19 protein-coding genes are annotated in these 23686 nt (G+C 46.3%); all 19 read right to left on the bottom strand.

Annotated features, from left to right (window positions below):
- Positions 1-2 precede the first annotated feature (2 nt).
- The 19 genes from COP04_RS09415 to pnp all read right to left on the bottom strand — a co-directional run bounded on the left by COP04_RS09415 (position 3) and on the right by pnp (position 23663).
- Positions 3-845 carry an SPFH domain-containing protein gene (locus COP04_RS09415; protein ID WP_100487745.1) on the bottom strand — a complete coding sequence of 281 codons (843 nt, stop codon included), beginning with the start codon at positions 843-845 and terminating at the stop codon, positions 3-5.
- Between the two features lie 176 nt (positions 846-1021).
- A complete protein-coding gene (locus tag COP04_RS09410; RefSeq protein WP_100487744.1) occupies positions 1022-1282 on the bottom strand; it encodes a stage V sporulation protein S in 261 nt (86 codons plus the stop codon).
- Positions 1283-1396: 114 nt separating this feature from the next.
- Positions 1397-2191: a TIGR00282 family metallophosphoesterase gene (locus tag COP04_RS09405; RefSeq protein WP_100487743.1), complete on the bottom strand. Its 795-nt coding sequence runs from the start codon at positions 2189-2191 to the stop codon at positions 1397-1399.
- A 109-nt stretch (positions 2192-2300) separates the two neighbouring features.
- Positions 2301-3860, bottom strand: coding sequence for a ribonuclease Y (rny, locus tag COP04_RS09400; protein ID WP_193437408.1), 1560 nt, complete (start codon positions 3858-3860; stop codon positions 2301-2303).
- Between the two features lie 490 nt (positions 3861-4350).
- A complete protein-coding gene (recA, locus tag COP04_RS09395; RefSeq protein WP_100487741.1) occupies positions 4351-5421 on the bottom strand; it encodes a recombinase RecA in 1071 nt (356 codons plus the stop codon).
- Between the two features lie 106 nt (positions 5422-5527).
- A complete protein-coding gene (locus COP04_RS09390; protein WP_100487740.1) occupies positions 5528-6775 on the bottom strand; it encodes a competence/damage-inducible protein A in 1248 nt (415 codons plus the stop codon).
- Between the two features lie 87 nt (positions 6776-6862).
- Complete coding sequence (gene pgsA / locus COP04_RS09385; protein ID WP_100487739.1) at positions 6863-7441, bottom strand: CDP-diacylglycerol--glycerol-3-phosphate 3-phosphatidyltransferase; 579 nt, start codon at positions 7439-7441, stop codon at positions 6863-6865.
- 133 nt (positions 7442-7574) lie between these two features.
- Positions 7575-8492 (bottom strand): helix-turn-helix domain-containing protein, encoded by a 918-nt coding sequence (locus COP04_RS09380; RefSeq protein WP_100487738.1) that lies wholly within the window; start codon positions 8490-8492, stop codon positions 7575-7577.
- 486 nt (positions 8493-8978) lie between these two features.
- Positions 8979-9707, bottom strand: coding sequence for an elongation factor P 5-aminopentanone reductase (ymfI, locus tag COP04_RS09375; protein ID WP_100487737.1), 729 nt, complete (start codon positions 9705-9707; stop codon positions 8979-8981).
- Between the two features lie 63 nt (positions 9708-9770).
- Positions 9771-12080: a DNA translocase FtsK gene (locus tag COP04_RS09370; RefSeq protein ID WP_100487736.1), complete on the bottom strand. Its 2310-nt coding sequence runs from the start codon at positions 12078-12080 to the stop codon at positions 9771-9773.
- A gap of 397 nt (positions 12081-12477) precedes the next feature.
- Positions 12478-14145 carry a ribonuclease J gene (locus COP04_RS09365; RefSeq protein ID WP_100487735.1) on the bottom strand — a complete coding sequence of 556 codons (1668 nt, stop codon included), beginning with the start codon at positions 14143-14145 and terminating at the stop codon, positions 12478-12480.
- A gap of 128 nt (positions 14146-14273) precedes the next feature.
- Positions 14274-14423 carry a pyroglutamyl-peptidase I family protein gene (locus tag COP04_RS19555; RefSeq protein ID WP_157800240.1) on the bottom strand — a complete coding sequence of 50 codons (150 nt, stop codon included), beginning with the start codon at positions 14421-14423 and terminating at the stop codon, positions 14274-14276.
- A 79-nt stretch (positions 14424-14502) separates the two neighbouring features.
- Complete coding sequence (gene dapA / locus COP04_RS09360) at positions 14503-15411, bottom strand: 4-hydroxy-tetrahydrodipicolinate synthase (protein WP_100487734.1); 909 nt, start codon at positions 15409-15411, stop codon at positions 14503-14505.
- Between the two features lie 5 nt (positions 15412-15416).
- Positions 15417-16664, bottom strand: coding sequence for an aspartate kinase (dapG, locus tag COP04_RS09355; protein WP_100487733.1), 1248 nt, complete (start codon positions 16662-16664; stop codon positions 15417-15419).
- 65 nt (positions 16665-16729) lie between these two features.
- Positions 16730-17788, bottom strand: a complete 1059-nt coding sequence (gene asd, locus COP04_RS09350) for an aspartate-semialdehyde dehydrogenase (RefSeq protein ID WP_100487732.1) — start codon at positions 17786-17788, stop codon at positions 16730-16732.
- Between the two features lie 151 nt (positions 17789-17939).
- Positions 17940-18530 carry a dipicolinate synthase subunit B gene (locus COP04_RS09345; protein ID WP_100487731.1) on the bottom strand — a complete coding sequence of 197 codons (591 nt, stop codon included), beginning with the start codon at positions 18528-18530 and terminating at the stop codon, positions 17940-17942.
- Complete coding sequence (gene dpaA / locus COP04_RS09340) at positions 18520-19422, bottom strand: dipicolinic acid synthetase subunit A (RefSeq protein ID WP_100487730.1); 903 nt, start codon at positions 19420-19422, stop codon at positions 18520-18522. The genes COP04_RS09345 and dpaA overlap by 11 nt, the downstream gene beginning before the upstream one ends.
- 439 nt (positions 19423-19861) lie before the next feature.
- Positions 19862-21097, bottom strand: coding sequence for a M16 family metallopeptidase (locus COP04_RS09335; RefSeq protein WP_100487729.1), 1236 nt, complete (start codon positions 21095-21097; stop codon positions 19862-19864).
- 436 nt (positions 21098-21533) lie between these two features.
- Entirely contained in the window at positions 21534-23663 is a 2130-nt protein-coding gene (pnp, locus tag COP04_RS09330) for a polyribonucleotide nucleotidyltransferase (RefSeq protein ID WP_193437407.1), read from the bottom strand.
- Between the last annotated feature and the right edge of the window lie 23 nt (positions 23664-23686).

The following is a 23686-nucleotide window of genomic DNA, read 5'->3' as shown; positions in this document are numbered from 1 at the left end:
TATTAATACAGGCTTCCAGTATTGATCACCGGCTGCGTTGCTTTGTCTGAAACAATGGCAACCATCAGATTGTTAACCATATTAACCTTGCGTTCCTCATCGAGTTCAAGAACGTGTTCATCCTCGAGTCGCTGAATCGCCATCTGAGCCATCCCAACGGCACCCTCCACAATTTTTTGGCGGGCGGAAATGATTGCCGAAGCCTGCTGACGTTGCAGCATAGCCTGAGCTACCTCCGTTGAATAAGCCAGATGAGTCAGTCTGGTTTCAATCACCTCGACTCCGGCGAGGACAAGTCTTTCCTGCAGTTCTTCCTTTAACAACTTTGAGATTTCCGCTCCGTTGCTTCTGAGTGAAAAGCCTTCTTCTTCAAAGTTATCGTAAGGATATTGGGACGCGATATGGCGAACGGCGGTCTCGCTCTGAATTTCGACGAACTGGCGATAATTATCGACATCAAATAAAGCTTTAGCGGAATCTACAACTTTGAAAACGACAACCGCAGCGATTTCTATAGGATTGCCTTCAACATCATTGACTTTCAGTTTTTGGCTGTTAAAATTACGTACTCGAAGCGATACGGTTCTTCGCGTGGTCAGCGGAATCGTTAAGTAAATTCCATTGTCACGGGCACTTCCGCTGTAACGTCCGAAAAAAGTAACGACTTTTGTTTTGTTCGGTGGAATGATCGTTAGCCCTGTAATCAAAACAATTGCGAAAAACCAGAAGACCAGCGCCGCCCAAATAATCTGTAAAGCCGCTGCACCCGCACCAAGAGCAACCAGCAGCAAAATAGCCAACATACCAATAAATCCGTTAATCTTCCAGACACTTTTTTCCGTCAACGTGTTCGTCCCCTTATCATTTCGATTTCTATTTTATATTGTTATGATATCATACAATACAATTTTTTACAATAAAAGAAACCGGGTGAAAAGGCCCGGTTTCTTGTTTGTTGATCGATTGAACGATAAGAGCATCCGCATTTCCAGATTAATGGGCTACACATGTTTTCCGCAAATCAGCGCGGTTCAATGATTAATTTGATCGCCGTTCGCTCCTCGCCGTCAATTAAAATATCAGTAAAAGCCGGAATACAAATCAGATCTAGTCCGCTGGGGGCGACAAAACCTCTGGCAATCGCCACCGCTTTGACCGCCTGATTCAGGGCACCGGCCCCGATCGCCTGAATTTCTGCCGTTTTTTGCTCCCTCATTGCATGTGCAAGGGCACCGGCAACAGAGTTAGGTATAGATTTTGCTGAAACTTTCAACACGTCCATTTTCCTATTGTCATCTCCTTATGAGGATTGCCCATAATAAACTATATTCCTCAGCAGGATGACTATGCCTGACATTTATCCACCCATTCACTAGCCCTTTCGGTCCGAAGGCCATCAATCAAAAAAGGGATGGTCATCGTTGATCAATATTCTTTCGATCTTTACAGCACGGCCCGACTGATTATCAATCGATATGAGCACCGCGCCGAGCTGCCCTGGCCCCTGATCACTTTCGAACCGTACCGGCATTGCGGTCAGGAACCTTTTGGTTACCGCTGCTCTTTCAACACCAATAATTCCATTGTAAGGACCGGTCATGCCAACATCGGAAAGAAAAGCTGTACCCTGAGGGAATATGCGCTCATCAGCTGTCTGGACATGGGTATGCGTCCCGATAACTGCAGAAACTCTACCGTCGAGATACCAGCCCAGCGCCAATTTTTCACTCGTTGTTTCAGCGTGAATATCGACGAAAATGAAATTCGTTTTCTTCCGTGCTTCAGTAATAAGCCGGTCTGCAGTGCGAAACGGATCATCAATTGGGGGTAGAAAAACACGCCCCTGCAGATTGATAACAGCAACTGACAACTGATTAACCTGGATGATGCGCATTCCGGTACCCGGTGTGCCCTCCGGAAAGTTTGCCGGTCGAACAATTTTCTTCGCATCATCGATAAATTCAAAAATTTCACGATTGTCCCACGTATGGTTGCCCATTGTCAGGATGTCTGCTCCCATTTCCAGTAATTGAGTATAAATTTTCTTCGTTATACCCTTTCCGTGGGCTGAATTTTCAGCATTTACAATCGTCAGGTTCGGATGATAACGGTTCTTCATTTTGGGCAAATATTCCTCAAGCATCTCCCGCCCTGTTCTCCCGTATATATCTCCGACAAATAATAATTTCATATAAACCTCTCTTTTCCTTAAAAAAACGTCAACTTTTGTTTACTACAGTAAACCTGTCTCAGTAAACATCGGCAGATAGTAAAAGAAAGCGGCTGATCGCCGCTTTCTTTTACTTTGCATACTCAACAGCTCGTGTTTCGCGAATAACTGTGACCTTAATATTTCCAGGATAGTCCAGTTCATCTTCAATCTTCTTGGTAATATCATGCGCAAGCTGGAAGGACTTTGCGTCATCAATAATATCCGGTTGAACAATGATACGAATCTCGCGTCCTGCCTGTATCGCGTAGGACTTTTCAACGCCTTCAAATGACTCTGAAATTTCCTCGAGTTTTTCCAGACGGTGAATATAGGTTTCCAGGGTTTCACGACGTGCACCCGGACGTGCCGCAGACAATGCATCGGCGGCAGCGACAAGCACGGAAATTACCGATGTGGCCTCTGTATCACCATGGTGCGAAGCGATACTATTGACTACGACAGGATGTTCCTTATACTTAGTCGCAAGTTCAACGCCAATCTCAACATGGCTGCCCTCAACTTCGTGATCAATGGCTTTCCCGATGTCATGAAGCAAGCCGGCGCGTCTGGCAAGCATCTCATCCTCACCCAGCTCGGCTGCCATCATACCCGTCAGAAATGCAACTTCTACCGAATGTTTCAGTACATTCTGGCCGTAACTCGTACGGAAGTGCAATCGGCCGAGAATCTTAATCAAATCCGGATGCAGGCTGTGGATTCCAACTTCAAAAGTCGTCTGTTCCCCATAATCACGAATCTTTTCGTCTACTTCATGACGGGCCTTTTCAACCATTTCTTCGATTCGAGCCGGATGAATGCGACCATCCTGAACCAGCTTCTCCAAAGCAATCCTTGCTACTTCACGACGTATCGGATCAAACCCTGAAAGAATGACTGCTTCGGGTGTGTCGTCAATAATCAGGTCAATACCGGTCAGTGTTTCAAGTGTACGGATATTACGCCCCTCGCGACCGATAATACGCCCTTTCATCTCATCATTAGGGAGGTTGACAACTGATACTGTTGTTTCCGCAACATGGTCTGCCGCGCATCTTTGAATAGCGAGTGAAAGAATGCTTTTAGCTTTCTTTTCAGCATCTTCTTTCGCTCTCGTCTCGATTTCCTTTGCAATCTGAGCAGCCTCTCGTGTTGTTTCCCGCCTGACATCTCTGAGGATCAATTCCTTGGCCTCCTCATTGGTCAGACCAGAAATCCGTTCCAGCTCCTCCTGCTGCTTTTGCAGAATTTCCTCCACTTTGCCTTGCGTCTCTTCAATTTGTCGATGTTTCTTGCTAAGTGCTTCCTCCCTTTTTTCCAATGAACTTTCTTTATTGTCAAGAGATTCGCTTTTGCGATCCAGCAGGTCCTCTTTCTGAACCAGGCGGTTTTCCTGCCTTTGAAGTTCATTTCTACGTTCCCGGGCTTCGTTTTCTGTCTGAGACCTGATCGTGTGAATTTCTTCTTTGGCTTCAAGAAGTGATTCTTTCTTCAGTGCTTCAGCATCGCGGTGTGCATCTTCCACAATCTGATGTGCCGCTGTCTCAGCGGAAGCAATTTTTGCCTCAGCAATTTTTTTTCGGAAATAATAACCAACAAACAGACAAACTACAGAGATCAGCACAATGGAGATGATAATAATAATACTCATCATTTCACCTCCTTGCTTTTCCGTATCGCGAAAAAGTAAACCAATTGCTTTAACTTTTTTGAATAGCGCTCAATAAAGGATCGATAAAGAATATCCGGAGCAGGTCCATGCGCTGTATTGCCACATACGCTGGCTAAACGTTCGGAAACCGCTTGTTCCAATGGACGTTAAGCTCCAATATAAGCCCTATGTCAGCTTTTCAAGCACTTACTGGCAAAAATATTTACATATTCGTAAAGTCAGTAACCAAATCGTTACAAGTTTATTTTATAATTGCGTATTTGGGTTGTCAACCTTGTGCTGGCCCGAGCAAGATTAGTGTCATTGTTGTGCACAAGCCATCGTTTATTGATCTACCTCTTTATGTACATAGTTCAGAGGTGGGAACCTCCTCCGATACAAATATAGTAAATAAATAAAAGAAGACTGCGCCATAAACTGAGACAGGCACAATCTTCCCTCTAGTCAATAAAATATTACAAGGTAATTTTCAATCCAGTTCTTGCCCTGCAGGCTGCTGATTTTCATCAGGAGACGATTCATCTGCATGCTCATCCTGATCATCTTCATCGAGATGGTAATGATCCCGTATCTTAGCCTTGATTGCTTCTTTAATCGGTTCATTTTCTTTCAAAAACAACTTGGCATTCTCACGTCCCTGACCGAGACGTTCTTTATTAAATGAATACCAGGATCCGCTTTTTTCAACTATATCCAGATCAGATCCGATATCAAGTATTTCTCCTTCCTGGGAAATGCCATGTCCATACATAATGTCGACCTCTGCCTGCTTGAACGGAGGAGCAACTTTATTTTTTACTACTTTAATCCTTGCACGGTTTCCGACAATATCATTTCCTATCTTCAGAGTCTCAGCGCGGCGGACCTCAAGACGGACGGACGCATAAAATTTCAGTGCACGCCCACCGGGGGTTGTTTCAGGATTGCCAAACATCACGCCCACTTTTTCACGGATCTGATTAATGAATATCGCTGTCGTTTTTGACTTACTGATTGCACCTGAGAGCTTTCTCAGAGCTTGTGACATCAGCCGTGCCTGAAGCCCAACATGAGCATCGCCCATCTCGCCTTCAATTTCAGCTTTAGGGACTAATGCGGCGACCGAGTCGATTACAATGATATCAATAGCACCGCTTCTGACTAACGCTTCAGCGATCTCGAGTGCCTGTTCGCCGGTATCCGGCTGTGAAAGAAGCAGTTCATCAATGTTCACACCCAGATTTTCTGCATAAACAGGATCCAGCGCATGTTCCGCATCAATAAACGCTGCCTGTCCTCCGTTCTTCTGTACTTCTGCAATCGCGTGGAGCGCTACAGTTGTTTTACCTGAAGATTCAGGTCCATAAATCTCAATAATTCTGCCGCGGGGATAACCGCCAACCCCCATTGCAATATCCAAAGCCAGTGAACCGCTGGATACAGTAGACACGCGCTGATCCGGTTGTTCACCCAGTCTCATAATCGAACCTTTTCCAAACTGTTTTTCAATCTGGCGCAAAGCACTCTCAAGTGCTGCTTTCCTTTCGTTTCTTTCAGCCATCGTCCCAGTTCATCTCCTCATGCTTCGTATATTTATCATACCTTTTTTCGGAAATAAGCACAACTGTTCCCCAGAATATTTATTCGTATCTGGCAGGGCTCCAGCATTATTTTCCAACCACCGGCAAGTGTCGCAGATATCTTCGAATCAGATCATAGCCGGTTTTGACCGACTGAATTCTGATTTTCCTCCGTGATCCCCTGAAATGATACAGATAACTTTTGGAACCATCCGCGTCGGCAAATCCAATATAAACGGTACCTACCTCTTTGCCCTCACTTTTATCCGGCCCTGCAACACCTGTAAAGCTAATCCCAATATCCGACCCGCAGAGCAAGCGTACTGAAGAAGCCATCAATTTTGCGCATCGCTCACTGACAGCACCGTCACTGTCAAGCACTTCTGAAGGAATTTGAAGTGCGCGTTCCTTAACTGCATTCGTGTAGCACACAACGCCTCCATTAAGGACAGAGGAAGCACCTGGAAAACCGGTCATCCATTCCGAAGCCATTCCACCCGTTAGACTCTCGGCGAAGGCAATCGTTTTCCGTTCAGATGTTAAAAATCTGAATACAACTTCAGGAAGTGATTCCTCATTATAGCCGTATAGATAGGTGCCGACTCGCTGATCGATCTTCTGCTCAATCCGATCCAGCATTTTTTCTGCCTCATCTTTGCTTGTATGTTTAGCCGTCAGTCTGAGGGTGACTTCACCCTCTTTGGCAAGCGGCGCAATTGTCGGATTGGACTGGGCATCGATCAGATCAATGATTTTCGTTTCCAGCTGGGATTCACCGATACCAAAAAAACGAAGTACACGTGACTGAATGTGTTGCGAGTAGCTACGGGCAAAATAATCCCTTGCAAAGTCTAGAAACATCGGTTTCATTTCTGAAGGAACACCCGGCATCAGCAAATAAATATGCCCGCCTGATTCAACGATCATTCCTGGGGCCATCCCCTGTCTGTTCGGCAGCACATGGCTGCCTTCCATGACCAGTGCCTGCTTCAGATTGTTTTCCGTCATTTCCCGCCCTGTTGCCTTGAAATAGTCCAGCAAGCTGTCCATCGCTTGCTGATTCGTTACCAATTTTCTTCCAAGCAGTTTGGCCACTGTTTCTTTGGTCAGATCATCTTTTGTCGGACCGAGCCCACCGGTAAAAATGATCAGTTCCGCGCGTGATTCTGCCTGCTTGATTGAATCGCAAAGCCTGGATTCATTGTCACCGCATACGGTGTGAAAATAAACATCAATTCCAAGCAGCGCAAGCTGTTCTGATATGAACTGGGCATTTGTATTAGCGATCTGACCCAGGAGCAGTTCCGATCCGACCGCAATAATTTCTGCATTCATTATGCCAGACTCCCATCTTTCTGTTCTTTGTTGCTATTCATCCATTTTATTATCAAACACCCGGACTCTAAGCGCAACCAGAATGAATCACTTTGAGCGGAGCAAAACGTCACGATTTTTATAAAAATAGTCAGCTCCGGAAAGGATCGTCAGAATAACGGCAATCCAAAGCAAGATCTGATCAAACGGGAAACCGTTGATCCCGAAAGGAATATTATTAAACAGGAAGAAAATGATGGCAAGCATTTGAGAAAAAGTTTTCCATTTTGCAATTTTGCTGGCGGCGATCACGTCCCCCTCCCCCGCTGCCACAAGACGGAGACCGGTCACAGCAAATTCTCGTGCGAGGATAACGATCACCATCCAGGAAGCCATCCTGCCCATGCCGGTAAAAGATACAAACGCGCTCATGACAAGCAGCTTGTCGGCAAGCGGATCCAGAAATTTGCCGAAGTTAGTGACTAAATGCCGTTTTCGGGCGATCTGCCCGTCCAGCCAGTCCGTAATGGAAGCAATAATAAATACAAGGGCAGCAAGCAAATGGGAAAACGGAAGTAAAAAGTGACCGAAACTTAAAGCACCTAAGTCCATCGGGGACAGAAGAAAAATCAAAAATACGGGGATCATAATTATTCGGGTTACAGTTAACTTATTAGCGATATTCACGTCAGAATCCTCCTCAATATGAGAAAAACATTCATTTATTTTCAAGCAAGACACATAAAATACACAATTTGGAAGGATCGGCCTAAAAAAACGGAGCCGCCATATCTGGCTGGCCCCGCTGATAAACGGTTTATCATTTACTGAAATTGATGATTATGTCTTGCGTCGTGCCATTATTTGGAAAATTAAATGACTGTCCATTAATCTTTAAAGAAGTATTGGGAACACTGCCAAACCTCAGAGAGAGCGACTGGACGCTTGACGCATCAAATTGAAAGGACTTCTTTCCGCTATTTGAAACAATCCCCTGCTGAATCTGCACATTTGTCTTTGCATCTTTTGCCATAAACCAAGCTGGCAGCCCCGTCTTAGAAGAAACAACTACCATAAATTTAGTCGTCCCGGTCAACGTATAAGTCGAAATCTGCCCCTGAGTATTATCCAATTTTATTGTCTGCTGCCCAGATGAAGCATCGCTGGAGGAGGAACTGGTGGAATTCGCTCTTGAAGAGCTTGACGAACTTCCTGAACTCGAAGCGCTGGTGCCTTTAAAAGAAACCGAAGAACCTGCTCCCTGACTCTTCTCCCCCGTTTGACTCCCCTGGTGACTCATAATCCCAGTGATCAGTATATAAACGAGCACCAGAACAATCAGTATAAAGACAACGGTAATAGCCTTATTAATGAATGAAGACCATCTAACTGGACTCGACCGGCCGGGTCTTCTCGATCTGACCGGCCCCGATCGGACTGCCGGAACCTCTTCCGAACCGCTGGGCGGCAATGTATGAATATCGGCAGAAGTATCCCGATGCGTCTTGGGCATCTCCGAAGCATACTGCTGAGCAAATGTGCTAAAGTCAAGCCCGACTGCTTCAGCATAACTTTTAATAAACGCCCTAAGGTAAAAATCACCCGGAAGCTGCTTGAAATCGCCCTTCTCGATCGCCGAGAGGTAGCGTTTCTGAATCTTTGTTTCTTCCTGAAGATCGTCCAGAGAAAGCCCCTTTTCCTCCCGGGCTTCCCGCAATGCTTGACCAAGTTCACTCACTAAAAACACCTGCCATTATTAATTAAGGTCAGATCATGTTTTATCCGACCGCTGGGTTTCGTTCATTAACTATTATCTGTTCACCGCCGCGATTGTAAAGCTAAAGCAATCAATTTTATTCGGCAAAAAGACCGGTTTGATTTCTGCAAAATGAATGGATCCTGCTCACATTCCCTTCAGGGTAAGTCCATAACAAACAGCTAACTATTCCCTAAATACCGGATCCCGTGCTCTCGTCAGGTGAATGGCTCCCAAAATATGACCGATTAGGCCTCATCCCGGCCTAATCTTTATGTATTCGTATTCCAGATGCCATTTCCCGCTGTATGCCAAAATGAACAACTAGTTTTCTTCCTTTGTTAATATTATCATAATCTGACCTTTTTAACGATAATGTTGCTAAAGAAATATTGCCGTGAAAACCTTCTCAGCATCGACAGTATCCACGTCTCATTATGTCGCGCCAAAACAAGCGTATTAGGCAAATCAGCAATACCAGGCACCATTCGCCGAAATGACCTGGCCGCTTATATAACCGGAGGCCGGGCTCATAAGAAATTGGATCAGCGAAGCAATTTCGTCAGGCCGTGCCAACCTGCCCATCGGGATTTCATCTTTGACTAATTCAATGTTCTCTTTGCTGAATTCATTCATCATCGGCGTATTAACGGCTCCCGGTGCTACCGCGTTAGCGGTAATCCCGCTGGGAGCGACCTCTTTCGCCAGCGCTTTGACAAAAGTGTTCTGGCCGCCCTTTACCATAGAATACAGTACCTCTGTCGACGCTCCGGTCAACCCCCAGATTGACGAAACAAAAATGATCCTTCCCTTTTTTGCTCGAATCATTGGCTGAATTAAATGCTGAATTAAACGGAAAGGACTCGTCAACTGAAGCTGGACGAACTCCTGTACTATGTGCTCCGGTACATCCTGAAAAAGCCCTACCTGACTTTTCCCGCAGTTATAGACGACACCGCTGACCGGAAGATCAAGCTCACCCAGTAATTTTTCAGTGCCTCGAGTTTCCGACAAATCCGCCTGTACACAGGTAAAAAACTGATCCGGATACTGTGCAGAAAGTTCTTGAGACAAATCATTTGCCCTTTTTTCACCCGTATTGTAGTGAAGATAAATGGAATGGCCGGACTCCGCAATTTTTCTCGCTGTCGCCTGTCCGATTGCGCCACTGGCGCCCGTAATTAGAACATTTTCCACATCACATCATCCTCATGCCGGCTCACGCCGCACTATAAATATATTCGTTCTTTCAAAATAACTTCAGCGGGTATTTGCTTCATCATTTTGTTTTGGCACAAGCACAGCGCGGGGTTTGCTGCCCTCATAAGGACCGACAATATGCCGCTCTTCCATTGCATCAATCAAACGTGCCGCACGTGTATAGCCAATGCGGAAACGGCGCTGAAGCATCGAAACACTTGCGGTCTGCATGTTGACAACAAGCTGCACTGCGTCATCAAACAGCTCATCATCCACTTTTTCCTGGTTTTCTTCCGGTTGTTCGTCAGGAATCATATCTTTCCGGTAATGGGCTTTCTGCTGCCCGATCACGTAGCGTACCACATTTTCAACTTCATCATCAGACAAAAAGGCGCCCTGTATCCTGACAGGTTTTGAAGCACCGATGGGTAGAAAAAGCATATCGCCCTTCCCAAGCAGTTTCTCGGCACCCCCTGAATCAAGAATAGTACGGGAATCCATCATGGAAGAAACGCTGAAAGCAATACGTGACGGAATATTGGCTTTGATTACCCCGGTAATAATATCCACAGAAGGACGCTGTGTTGCGATAATCAGATGAATACCCGCTGCCCGGGCCATCTGTGCAAGCCTCGTAACCGTTTCTTCCACATCCTTTGAAGCGACCATCATCAGATCTGCCAATTCATCAATAATAACGACAATATAAGGCATGAGCGGCTGCTTTTCTTCATGTTCAGCGTTAAACTTTCTGACTGTTTCGTTGTAACCTTCCAGATTCCGTGTCCCGCTTTCAGAAAAAAGCTCATATCTTCTCTCCATTTCCCCAACCACATTTTTCAGACCCTGTGCTGCTTTTCCAGGATCAGTCACAACCGGCGTCAGAAGATGGGGTATGCCATTGTATACGTTCAGTTCAACCATCTTTGGGTCAATCATGAAAAGCTTGACCTCGCTCGGTTTGGTACGCATCAGAAGTGTAACAATAATACTGTTGATGCAGACACTTTTTCCGCTTCCTGTCGCGCCAGCTACGAGCAGATGGGGCATCTTGTTCAGATCAGATAAAATCGGTTCACCTGAAATATCACGGCCAAGACCAACCGTCAGTTTTGATACTGCGTTTTTGGCATTCTTCGATTCAAGAACTTCACGCAGCCCCACCATCGCTACTTCCCGATTAGGGACTTCGACCCCGACCGCCGATTTGCCCGGAATCGGCGCTTCAATCCGGATATCCTTTGCTGCCAAGGCAAGGGCAAGATCATCGCTCAGGCCCAGAATGCGGCTGACTTTTACGCCTGCTTCCGGATAAACTTCATATCGGGTGACAGCCGGTCCGAGATGGACTTCGCGGACCGCTGCACGCACGCCAAAACTCTCAAAGGTCCGCTCAAGCGTGCGTACATTCTCCGCGATGTGCTTCCGTTCATTATTCTGGGCATTTTTACGCGGATGATTGAGTAATTCAAGTGGCGGCAGCTGATAGTCCTCATTTTCGACGGATGTGTGCATGAAATCAGCTGAATCCGGCATCTCGACATTCGCAGCAGGCAGATTTTGCTTCGGGACAGGAGGCATATCCTGCGGGGGATCCGCCTGCGCAGCCTGACGCTCATTAAAATCGTGTATTTCCGGTTCCGGGAAAGAGAGTTCTTCTGGCGGTGCATCCACTGACAAACCCGTTTGGTTATGTCCGGTACCCGGCCTGCCGCTTTTTTTGGCTTTCCTTGAGAAAAGTCTACGAACAGCTTCTTTTCCGCCCAGAAAACTCTTCCGCATGCTTTTGAACGTACCCCCGAAAAGTTTTCTTGCGGTATCTCGCAGTGAATGACCGGTAATCAGAATTAATGCCACAATAATCATGACCCCGCTCATGAACAGCGTGCCTATTGTAGCAAACAGATAGTGAAAAAAAGCGAATTCGATGGCACCGATCATACCGCCGCCCAGCCCGCTTCCCGGAATAGTCCCCGTCAGTTCACCTTGAAAAAGCAAAAAAGTATTGTAAATGACCGAGCGGTTCTGCCATTGATTAACCTTTGAAAGTGTTTCAAACAGCTGAACATGGCTGATCAGCATCAACGCCAAGGACAGCAGATAAAAACCGGACATCCTTCTTGTAAAGAAAGACGGCTGTCTCCGGAACAGCACGTAGTAGACAGACAACGCCAGAGAAAAAAGCAAAAGGATGATCCACCAGTCCCCTGCAAAAAAGCGACAGGCTTCCTTCAACACTTCACCTGCGACGCCAAGGCTGCTGATCCCGATACAGGTGAGAGAAAACATGCATAATCCACCAACCTCATAGATCAGTGTTTCCTTCCATCCCTTTTTTGCTCGCGTGCGTCTTTGCTTCCCTTTTGCCATGCTCACACCTCTAAAATAATAAAAAAATAAATGAATCTCTTGTTATGGATGGTTGTCCAATAGATTGCAGGACACTGCTCCCTATGTCTTAAATTTACTCTAAATGGCAATTTTTCGCAAAGGCCGCGGACAGTGCACATAAAGAAAAATCAAACTCTTGGTTGGTTGAGCCCTGGTCGTGACGGCTGCAGGAGGACTAATGCAGAACATGCCAATGGACGTGGTGACTTCGGCGTTGTGCACAGGACGTGCACGGTCTTAGTCGAAGTTCCTTTCGAAATTTCTTTTTTAGTTACTTATCAAATTCCTCAAAGTTCCTCTTTTTGTTCAGACCTTATACCGTTCCCTCTAAATTTCTTAACGGCATAAAAAAATCAAGCCCGCTAAGGCCCGATTTTTAAAATTCCATGATAATTGGCAATATCATTGGACGGCGTTTGGTTTTATCAAAAAAGTAACGGCTCAATGCATCACGAATTCCGCTTTTAAGCGATGACCACTCGGAAACATGCTGTGTCAGTGCCTTGGACAGCACCTCAGAGACAATCTGATTAGCCTGATCGAGCAGATCTTCAGACTCTCTGACATAGACAAATCCCCGGGTAATGATTTCCGGTCCGGCAAGAATTCGTTTTGTTTTTCTTCCCAATGTTACAACAACAATGACGGTACCATCCTGCGACAGCAACCGGCGGTCTCTCAGCACAATGTTGCCTACATCCCCGACACCAAGGCCGTCAACGAGAAGCTGACCTGAAGGTACTGAGTCGGATTGTCTGGCTTCACCCTTAATCAGTTCGACAACATCACCCCGATCAAGAAGAAAGACCCGGCTTGCGGAAATGCCCATTGATTCAGCAATTTCCTGCTGCGCCTTCATCATCTTGAATTCACCGTCAATCGGGATCAGATATTTAGGCCTTGTAAGCTGCAGCATTAATTTAATATCTTCAGCAGACCCATGTCCTGAAACATGAACCGACTTGCCGAAGATCACCTGGGCCCCTTCACTCATCAGCTGATCAATCGCGTTAGTAACCGTTTTTTCATTGCTTGGGGTCAGGGACGCCGCATAGATAATCAAGTCATTTTCCCTGAGTTTTAATCCCTTGTGCATATGATTAGCCATGCCTGTCAGCGGAGTCAGCGGATCACCATCAGGGCCACTCGTTAAAATAGCCAGTTTTTCACTGGGATACTTCAGCGCTTTTTCCCATGACAAAAATATGTCACCAGGTACATTCAAGATTCCGTTTCTGACAGCAATAGAAATAGTGCTGTCGAGGAATTTGCCGTCAATTGCAACCTTGCGCCCATGAAGTGCGCAAGCATCCACAAATTGCTGGATCCGGTGTAGATTTGTCGCGTGAATCGCAACGATCACCCGTCCGACTGCAGAATACAGGATGTGGTTGAACTGATCCCCGATCAAAGAGTCAGTTGGCGCCTTCCCCGGGATTTCAGCATGTTTACTGTCAGAGAGAAGACAGAGCACGCCTTCGTCACCAAGCGCGGCAATTTTACTGACTTCCGTTCGGATGCTGCCGACGGGCGTAAAATCAAACTTGTAATCACCTGTGTGAACGATATTTCCCTGTGGGGTATGAATGGCAATTCCGATCGCATCCGGAACACTGTGATAGGTACGGAAAAATGAAAAACGGCACTGGCCGATTTTTATTTCCCGATCCGGATTTATAGTCACAAGCTGATCTTTTTGATAGCTCTCACCAACTTCTTTCAAGCTCTCCTGAACCAGTGCGAGTGTCAATCCGGTTCCGTAAACAGGAACATTTAATTCTTTCAACAGATACGGCAATCCGCCGATATTCGCCAGATGACCGTGTGTCAACAGAATTGCCCGGATTTTATCACGCTTTTCAACCAGATAAGACACATCCGGGATCACTGTATCCACACCCAGCATATCTTCATGCGGATGCATCAAACCTGCATCAATAACGTAAATGTCATGACTTGTTTCAATGACCGTCATATTATTTCCAATTTCGCCAACGCCGCCCATTGCATAAATTCTAATGCCGTTTTGCTTCGAATGTGTCAATGGGCATTCCTCCTATTAAGTTGAGCAGTCATCGCTTTTGACCCGAACTAATCATTGCTTTTATTATAACCAAACCTCAGGACAAAGTACAACTTTTCATTGAAAACCTGCATGAAGAAATGAGACGGTCAGCAGCTTGTCCGTAAACTACGAAGCTTTGTCGCAATGAGTGTAACACCAGCGGCAGCTTGAAGCCCGTCCAAGCATCTGACTGCTTCCCATGATGGATTCATCCGATGTTTACCAAACGGAGTGAATCCGCTTAATAACACTCCCATATCTGACACCCTTACGAAAAACGAAAGACAAAAAGGGTGAATAAGAATACATTTCCTATTCACCCTTACTTTTTTAATTTTATTTTGCCAAATGTTTTGTCGCTGTTCCCGATTTATCGCGGTAAGTCTGGTAAACCTGCCACAGTTTTGCAAATTCCTGACCAGTAAGCTTCACCATCGGCAAACGAACCCCGCCGACCGGAATATCCAATTTGTTAAGCATCGCTTTTACAGGCGAAGGGCTGGGAGCAGCAAATAACTCCCGCATGAATGGTAGCATGGCCCGATGCGCCGAAGCTGCTTTTTCATTATTACCCTCCAGGAAATTGCCGATCATGTCTTTCATTTCGGGTCCGATAATGTGCGACGCAACCGATATCACGCCCCGGCCGCCGATGGACAGAATCGGCAGAGTCAGCCCGTCATCGCCGCTGTACAGATGAAAATCATCCCCCGTACCGCTGATGATTGCCGCCATCTGGTCCAGGTTACCGCTTGCTTCCTTTATCGCTACGATATTCTCAATTTCAGACAGCCGGATAATCGTACCGGCTTCAATATTTACTTTTGAGCGCCCGGGTATATTATAAATCACCACAGGAACATCGACGCTCTCAGCAATCGCTTTATAATGTTCGTAAATGCCTTCCTGGTTAGGTTTATTATAGAACGGGGCAACAGCCATGACCGCATCAACGCCAAGTTTCGCGGCTCTCTGAGAAAACTGGACAGACTGTCGTGTATTATTCCCTCCGGTACCGACAATGACCTTGATCCGTCCTGCCGCGACTTTAACGATATGATCAAAAAGCGTCAGTTTTTCATCGTCCGTCAGTGTTGGCGACTCCCCGGTTGTACCGCAGACAACTACACCATCGGAACCCGTTTCTATCAGATGTTCCAATAAAATCGTTGTCCTGTTCAGACTCAAATTTCCATTTTCATCAAAGGGTGTGACTATTGCAGTCAGCATTCTCCCAAAATCCATTTTACTCACTCCTGTTTTGGATGTTCCAAATCCGCTTCGCTGTGCTCTGCTTCGAGATGGAAAGCCCGATGGAGAGCATTCACGGCGCGATCCATTTTTTCCTGCCTGACAAGGACCCAGATTGTATTGTGAGAGTCAGCCGATTGCAGGATGCGGATTCCCTGTTCTGTCAGGGCATTTACAATCCGCGAGGCAACACCGGGAACACCGGCCATCCCTGCCCCGACTGCGGATACTTTCGCACAGCCCGTGAGGACTTCCGGGTCATAGCCCATTGTTTTCAATATCCGGATTGCTCGTTCCGTCACCTTTGCCATGACGGTATAGACTACGCCGCTTGGGCTGATATTGATCAAGTCTACGCTGATCCCCTGCTCCGCCATAGCCTTAAAAACTTTAGCCTGAAGATCAAACTCGTCTTTCCCGGCCCGGACACGGATCTGCGTCACTCCTTTAAGATAGGTGATACCCGTGACAGGCTGTTCCTGAATGTCTCTGCCGCGTCCTGACTGATTCATGGTCGTCACAAGAGTGCCCAGATCTTCTGAGAGTGTGGAACGGATATGGATCGGAATTTTCGCCGTCATGGCAATTTCCACAGCACGCGGATGGATCACCTTTGCGCCCTGATAAGCGAGGTTACATACCTCGCTGTAAGTTAATACTGAGAGTTGCCGTGCATCGCTGACAATTCTCGGATCAGCTGTCATAACGCCGTTAACATCTGTAAAAATATCAATCCAGTCCGCATCTACAGCCGCCCCCAGCGCAGCGGCAGAAGTGTCGCTCCCACCGCGGCCGAGCGTTGTGATTTCTCCATCCTGCGTCTGTCCCTGAAAACCGGCAACAACCACGGCATCAAGTTCTTCAAGTTTTTTCAGCAGAGGATTGACTTTCATTTCAATAATTTTAGCTTCATTATGAGAACTGTTCGTCCGGAATCCTGCCTGTGCGCCGGTCATAGCTTCTGATCGGATACCTGAGGCTTTCAGCAGGCCCGAAAAGACAACCATTGAAATCGTTTCACCGCAGGACATCAGAATATCCCGTTCGCGCGGTGAGCTTTCCGATTCATTGACAAGGCCTAGCAATGTATCAGTCGCATACGGATCGCCTGAACGCCCCATTGCTGAGACGACAACAATGACTTTATAGCCGTTATTTACTGCACGGACGACATGATGAACTGCATGTTTTCTCATTTCATCAGTTTGAACAGAAGTCCCGCCAAATTTTTGTACGATGATTTTCAAATCATTTTCATCCTTTCGAAACGGGGGCCATAAGCGTGCACTCCCGGGTAAACACAAAAAGTCATTCAGGCTTTTACGAGTCCGAGTTTTAGAAGGGATTCCGCGATTTCAACTGAATTCCATGCAGCACCCTTTAACAAGTTATCGGAAACAACCCAAAGATGGAAACCATTTTCGAGATCGGGATCACGGCGGATTCGGCCGACAAAAACTTCTTTCTTTCCGGTTGCATCTGCGGGCATCGGATAAACCTGGTGAGCCGGATCATCCTGCAGGACAACACCTGGTGCATCTGACAAAAGGTTTTTGATATCTGCGGCTGTCACCCCGCTTTTGCCAATCTCAATGTAAACTGTCTCGCCATGGCTGATTTCAACCGGAACGCGGACACAGGTCGCCGAAACCTTCAATGACTGATCGTCCATGATTTTTTTTGTTTCATTTATCATTTTCATTTCTTCAAAAGTGTAATCGTTTGGCTGGAATAAATCAATCTGAGGGATGCAGTTAAAAGCCATCTGAAAATGCTTTTTGTCACCTTTTACAGGCAAAATTTCCGGTTCAGGCGCATTCCCCTCAAGCACGTCTTTCGCTTCATTTTTCAGTTCCTGCATGGCCTTCGCACCAGCTCCTGAAACAGCCTGATAGGTTGAGACAATAATCCGGTTCAATCCGTAAGCTTTGCGGATCGGTTCAAGCGCGACAACCATCTGGATTGTTGAGCAATTCGGATTGGCAATAATGCCGTGATGCTGAAACAGCGCTTTCTCATTAACTTCCGGAACAACAAGGGGTACATTTTCATACATTCTGAATGCGCTTGTATTATCAATGACAATGGCGCCTCTTGAAGCTGCTTCCGGAGCCAGTTGTTTGGATACTGAGCCTCCCGCGCTGAACAGAGCGATATCAATGCCCGCAAAAGATTCGGGCTTGGCTTCTTCAACCGTCCATTCTTTTCCGCCAAAAATAACTTTTTTACCTGCAGAACGCTTTGAAGCCAATGGAAGAAAGGATTTGACCGGAAGAGGCGATTCTTCGAGCATTTTGAGCATTCTGGTTCCAACGGCACCTGTTACGCCAACCACCGCTACTTTTAATCCTTCTGTCTTGAGCAAAACCATCTCTCCTCAGTATGCCTGTCATTTTTTCTATTATATAATCAATGATAGTCGAAAGAAAGGGAGAATCCGGCTGAACCATCTTCTCCGCCCTAATTATCTTTTTTTATTTTAACATATTCTGCATGAGAGAGAAGATCATCCAGCGGTTTCTTTACTTCGTTTTGTCGACAAGAATCGGCTGAATTTGTTTTCCCAGAATAGCAGATTCAACGGTATCAAGAAGCAGATCCATTTTGCCGACGAGGGAATTGGGTTTATGGATCGGGTCATCCTGGCCAAAGGGAATAAAATAGATGTTTTTTGCGACAATAAGCTTCGCAATATTTTGCAGATTAAGACTGAGCCCATCATTGGTAGATAGACCAAGGACAACAGGATTGCCATTTCGCAGAGTCGCTTTTGCCGCCATGAGTACCGGGCTGTCTGTCTGCGCGTTTGCGAATTTGCTCATTGAGTTCCCGGTCAGTGGGGCAATCACCATACAGTCAAGCGGCGTCCTCGGTCCGAAAGGTTCCGCGTCAACAATTGAATCAATCACCGGACTGCCTGAAATCTCCTCAACTCTTGCCACCCAGTCTCTCCCGCTTCCGAAACGGGTGTCTGTATGCTTTACGGTGTATGTGACAAATACTGTCACGCGGCAGCCGGCTTTTACCAGTTTTTCAATTTCCGGGACAACCTGACTGTAGGTGCAATGTGAACCTGTGATGCCAAATCCGATGTGTTTGCCCTTAAGCGTCATCCTGATTTTCCTCCTTAAACTTTTCCTGCAACAGCTCAACCATGACATTGGCAATGATCCGCCCCGCCGATTTCGGTGCAACAAGACCGGGCAGCCCGGGTGTAATGATTGCTTTGATCCCGCGTTTTTTCGCGTAACGGAAATCTGTTCCTCCCGGCAGCGAGGCTAGATCGATGATAAAGCTGCCTGAGGGCATCCTCGACAAAACTCTGCTTGTTAGAACAAGCGCCGGAATAGTATTAATACAAATTTCATTATCATGAACTTCATCTGCCAGATTTTTCAGATAAAACGCATCGACGCCCATTTCAACAGCCCTTGCAATATGCTCAGGCCTTCTGTCACCGACTTTCACATACGCTCCAAGCGCATGGAAAGCCCGTGCCAGGCTAACGCCTGTTCGGCCCAGTCCAAGAACGATGACATGGGCATGGTGAATGGTGATATCTGTGTTCTGAATCACCATCATAATCGCTCCCTCAACGGTAGGTATCGAATTATAGATCGCCACGTCATCCCGTTCGAACAACTTGACAACTTCTCTATTTGTCTCATGAGAAACTTTATCCAGATAGGCTGTCGAAATTCCTGAATAAATCGTGCAGTGCTCAGGTGTCTGATCAAGCCAGCCTTGTGTAAGTTTAATGGATTCATTTGAAAAAGTTGTCTCTACATTACCATCCTTATCTGTTCCGCTGACCGGCAAAATTACGCTGTCAACTGTCCCTGCATCTACTTCTTCCATCTTTGCTTTGACGGCTCCGTTAAAATTTCTGTCCAGCTGATCGAAGCCGACAAGCGAAAGACGGGCATCAAGGCCAATCAATTTATCGATCACTTCTATCTGCCGGGCGTCCCCTCCCAGGATCACGATATGCCTGTTTGTCAGCATTTTGACTTTCCCTCCGAGTGGCTACAATAATGGTATAAAAATATAGCCTTTTTTTCTTTCAACACTTTATGTTATGACAAACGCCCGCCAGTGTGAAAACCTTTGGGCGTAAAGAAAACTTGGGCTCGGCCAAGCTCTTGGTGAGTGAACTCAAGGGGCGCTGATACTGGCTGTGCCGATTCTTTCTCAAGTCCTGTTGATTCTTTCTTGAATTCTGTTGATTCTCGTATTGGTTCTGTCGATTCTTGCATGCTTTCTGTTGATTTTTTTCACTTTTGCGTTGATTCGCCACTTAAAAATAAATATGGCTGAAGTATTGAGCGAGGAGCCCGCGGAAAGCGAGCGCATGGAGCGAAAAGCAACAGATTAGTTTAACAAAGCCGTATAAAAAAAGAGCCCGGGGAATAACCCCAGGCACCTTGCTATTGGATCAAAGAATTTATATTGCGGCCGGTAGATTTCCCGTCGGACTGACCACGGAACACGAATAGGGCCGTTCAAAAATTTTCTTAGCAACATTGCGCACCTCACTCAGCGTGACCGCATCTATTTTTTCAATCAATTCATCAATCGGTCGGTCACGGCCTAGAATCAATTCATTCTTCGCATTCCTGCTCATCAGGCTGTTCGTGCTTTCAAGCCCAAAGATCATGTTGCCCTTAATCTGGGCTTTGCTGCTGTCCAGTTCTTCCTTCGTGAGTCCCTTTCTGATCATTTTATGAATGGTCTCCAGTATCGTCTTACCTAATTCCTCAATCTTATTGGCGGCAGTTCCTCCATAAACCGTCAACAGGCCACTGTCTTTAAATGACGTATGAAATGAAAAAATGGAGTAGGCAAGCCCGCGTTCTTCGCGCACTTCCTGAAACAGCCGGCTGCTCATGCCCCCGCCTAAAGCATTGTCCATGACCATCAGCGGAACCATTGCCTCATCGCGGCTCGGTACTCCTTCAAACCCAAAGCAGATATGCGCCTGTTCCGTTTCTTTCCGACGCGCAATTTTTCCCGGATTGAAAGATGGGGCAGGCTGCCGTTCTTCTGTTTCGGGCACCTGATACTGTGAAAATATTTCATCCACTTCATTAATAAAATGTTCATCAGCATTGCCGGCAATCGAGATGACAATGTTATCCGGTGTATAATGCGTATGCATGTGCGTTCTAAGATCTTCAGGGCTAAAATCAGCCAGTGTCTTTTTAGTCCCCAGGATCGGATAGCCAAGTGGATGGTGTGCAAAACTTGCAGCGCTCAACAAATCATGAACCAGATCATCCGGTGTGTCCTCATACATTTTAATTTCTTCGCCAATAACCTGTTTTTCCTTCTCAAGATCTGTCCTGTCAAATCGCGAGTGGAAGAACATATCTGCCAACACACTGAGTGCATAAGAGGCATCGCGATCCATGACTTTTGCATAATAACAGGTACATTCCTTTGAAGTAAATGCATTAACCTGCCCGCCGATCCTGTCAAAAGCTTCGGCAATCTGACGTGCAGTCCGGTTTTCCGTTCCCTTAAAGAGCATGTGTTCAATAAAATGTGAGATACCGTTATTTGATTCATTTTCATATCTGGAACCCGTGCCGACCCAAATTCCCAGGCTGACTGAACGGACGGAAGGTATTTTTTCAAGTAAAATTCTAACACCATTCGACGCTACATGTTTTATAACCACAAGGTAATCCTCCTGTTTTCTATCAAACCATGAAACTACGACTAAATTACATTATACTATAGCACGTTAAAGCATACCAAACAAATAGATTTCCGTGCTTTCTTACATATTATTCCTATCCATTGGTGTAAAACTGTCCGGCATAAAGAAAACTTGGCAAAGTCAAGCCTTCTGGCACAGACTGAGTCTTAGTTGTGACGGCCCGGGGTGCCCAATGCCGAACATGCCACAGGACGTACTTCCGCAGGATGCGGGATGCGGTGACTTCGATGTTGTGCACAGGACATGCACGTTCCTATTCGAAAGGCCGATGTCTGTCCGGCTAATTACACTATAATCCTTAAAATCATACTTTCTTCTTATAGTACAAAAAAACCGGCTGGCGGCCGGCTTTAAAGATTTTCTAATGAAAAAGTTTCTTGCTTCATTGATTGCTTCAATGCACGTTCGTTTCATTTTGTGTCTGCGAATCAACCAGCAATATTTTTCTGGAGAGCTTGATTCTCCCCTGATGATCGATATCAATGACTTTGACACGCATTTCGTCGCCGATCCGCACGACATCTTCCACATTTTCAATCCGTTTCGTATCAAGTTCGGAGATATGAACCAAGCCATCCGTATGCCCGAACAGTCCGACAAAAGCGCCGAATTTCTCAATTCGTTTGACTTTGCCGGTAAAAATCTCACCCATTTTAACTTCCCTGGTTAGATCTTCAATCATTTGTTTCGCATGCTCACCATTATCTTCGTCAATAGCAAAAATCATCACTGATCCGTCTTGCTGAATGTCAATTTTGACCCCTGTTTCTTCGATAATCTTGTTGATTACTTTTCCATTTGAACCGATAACATCGCGAATTTTTGCAGGATTGATCGACATCTGGATAATTTTCGGCGCAAATGCCGAGAGATGAGGACGCGGTCCAGAAATCGCGTCAAACAGTGTCTCCATAATCTTCATTCTCCCGGCTCTTGCCTGATTCAGTGCACGCGCCAGAATATCGCGGGTCACTCCAGAAATCTTAATATCCATCTGGAGCGCCGTGACTCCTTCCTCCGTCCCGGCACACTTAAAGTCCATGTCGCCAAGAGAATCTTCCAGTCCCTGAATATCTGTCAGAACAACAACATCATCGCCATGTTTCACAAGCCCCATGGCAATCCCCGCAACGGGCGCTTTAATAGGCACACCCGCATCCATCAGTGCAAGTGTACTGCCACAAATACTGGCCTGAGAAGAGGAACCATTCGATTCCAGCACTTCCGATACACAACGTATCGTGTACGGGAAATCTTTCTCAGAGGGTATGACCGGTGCAAGTGCCCGTTCGCCCAGAGCGCCGTGACCAATTTCACGGCGACCCGGCGATTTTACAGGCCTTGCTTCGCCCGTACTAAAACCCGGAAAGTTATAATGGTGGATAAAGCGTTTGGATTCTTCGGCTGTAAATTCGTCCAATGTCTGAACATCGCTCAATGGCGCGAGTGTACAGACACTGAGCACCTGTGTCTGGCCGCGCGTAAACAAACCTGATCCATGTGTCCGGGGAAGCAGGCCGACACGCGCTGAAAGTGGACGAATTTCATCGATAGCACGCCCATCGGGACGGAGATGTTCGACAACAATCATCCGCCGGACCCTTTCTTTTAAAATGTTATGTAGCACTTCATTAATCAGTTCTAGATCAAGCTGTTCTTCACTGTTTTTGTTCTCTTCTTCAAAAACAGCAGTCACAGAATCGTTGACAGCATTGATTGCTGCCTCGCGCGCTTTTTTTTCTTTGGTGCGCATAGCTTTGTCAAGTTTGTCACTCGCAAGTGTGCGGATGCGTTCTTCCATCCCGTCGCTAGCCTTAAAGAGAACCGCTTTCATCTTTTCTTTACCGGTTTCCTCAATAATTTGCTCTTCAAAAGCGATCAATTTCTTAATTTGTTCATGAGCAAACAGAATGGCGTCCAGAATCACTTCTTCCGGGATCTGGTCTGCACCGGCTTCTACCATATTTATGGCCTCTTTAGTGCCCGCAACTGTCAGATTAAGATCACTCTGCTTTGCCTGTGCGACCGTCGGATTGACGATAAATTTTCCGTCAATCCTGCCTATGATCACTCCGGCAATAGGTCCGCCAAAGGGTACATCTGAAACAGAAAGCGCAATAGATGAACCAAGCATGGCAGCCATTTGTGCACTACAATCGAAGTCAAGGCTCATCACCATATTGACAATCTGAACCTCGTTTCTGAAACCTTCAGGAAACAGAGGACGGATCGGCCGGTCGATCAGTCGTGCGGAAAGTGTTGCTTTATCACTCGGCCTTCCTTCTCTCTTAATGAAGCCTCCGGGAATCTTTCCGACAGCATAGGACCTTTCCTCATAATTAACGGTCAGAGGAAAAAAGGATCCTTCCTTTGGTCCCTTGGACGCAGTGACTGTTGAAAGTACTGCCGTATCGCCATAATAGACAAAAGCCGCACCGTTCGCCTGTTTCGCAACTTCTCCGATTTCAATACGCAGCGGCCTTCCCGCCCAGTCCAATTTATAAATATGTTTTTGCAGGTCCATATCTATGCCACACCTCTTCCCGG

The organism is Sporolactobacillus pectinivorans, from assembly GCF_002802965.1.
Classification (GTDB): domain Bacteria; phylum Bacillota; class Bacilli; order Bacillales; family Sporolactobacillaceae; genus Sporolactobacillus; species Sporolactobacillus pectinivorans.
The sequence above is the reverse complement of the archived record's forward strand: the minus strand, read 5'-3'. Positions and strand labels throughout refer to the sequence as shown.

Excerpts from the sequence above, each read along its gene's own strand:
- COP04_RS09410 (WP_100487744.1), bottom strand. The coding sequence starts at position 1,282 with ATGGACGTGTTGAAAGTTTCAGCAAAATCTATACCTAACTCTGTTGCC.
- COP04_RS09405 (WP_100487743.1), bottom strand. The coding sequence starts at position 2,191 with ATGAAATTATTATTTGTCGGAGATATATACGGGAGAACAGGGCGGGAG.
- rny (WP_193437408.1), bottom strand. The coding sequence starts at position 3,860 with ATGAGTATTATTATTATCATCTCCATTGTGCTGATCTCTGTAGTTTGT.
- recA (WP_100487741.1), bottom strand. The coding sequence starts at position 5,421 with ATGGCTGAAAGAAACGAAAGGAAAGCAGCACTTGAGAGTGCTTTGCGC.
- COP04_RS09390 (WP_100487740.1), bottom strand. The coding sequence starts at position 6,775 with ATGAATGCAGAAATTATTGCGGTCGGATCGGAACTGCTCCTGGGTCAG.
- COP04_RS09370 (WP_100487736.1), bottom strand. The coding sequence starts at position 12,080 with ATGGCAAAAGGGAAGCAAAGACGCACGCGAGCAAAAAAGGGATGGAAG.
- COP04_RS19555 (WP_157800240.1), bottom strand. The coding sequence starts at position 14,423 with ATGGGAGTGTTATTAAGCGGATTCACTCCGTTTGGTAAACATCGGATG.
- dapA (WP_100487734.1), bottom strand. The coding sequence starts at position 15,411 with ATGGATTTTGGGAGAATGCTGACTGCAATAGTCACACCCTTTGATGAA.
- asd (WP_100487732.1), bottom strand. The coding sequence starts at position 17,788 with ATGGTTTTGCTCAAGACAGAAGGATTAAAAGTAGCGGTGGTTGGCGTA.
- COP04_RS09345 (WP_100487731.1), bottom strand. The coding sequence starts at position 18,530 with ATGACGCTTAAGGGCAAACACATCGGATTTGGCATCACAGGTTCACAT.
- dpaA (WP_100487730.1), bottom strand. The coding sequence starts at position 19,422 with ATGCTGACAAACAGGCATATCGTGATCCTGGGAGGGGACGCCCGGCAG.
- pnp (WP_193437407.1), bottom strand. The coding sequence starts at position 23,663 with ATGGACCTGCAAAAACATATTTATAAATTGGACTGGGCGGGAAGGCCG.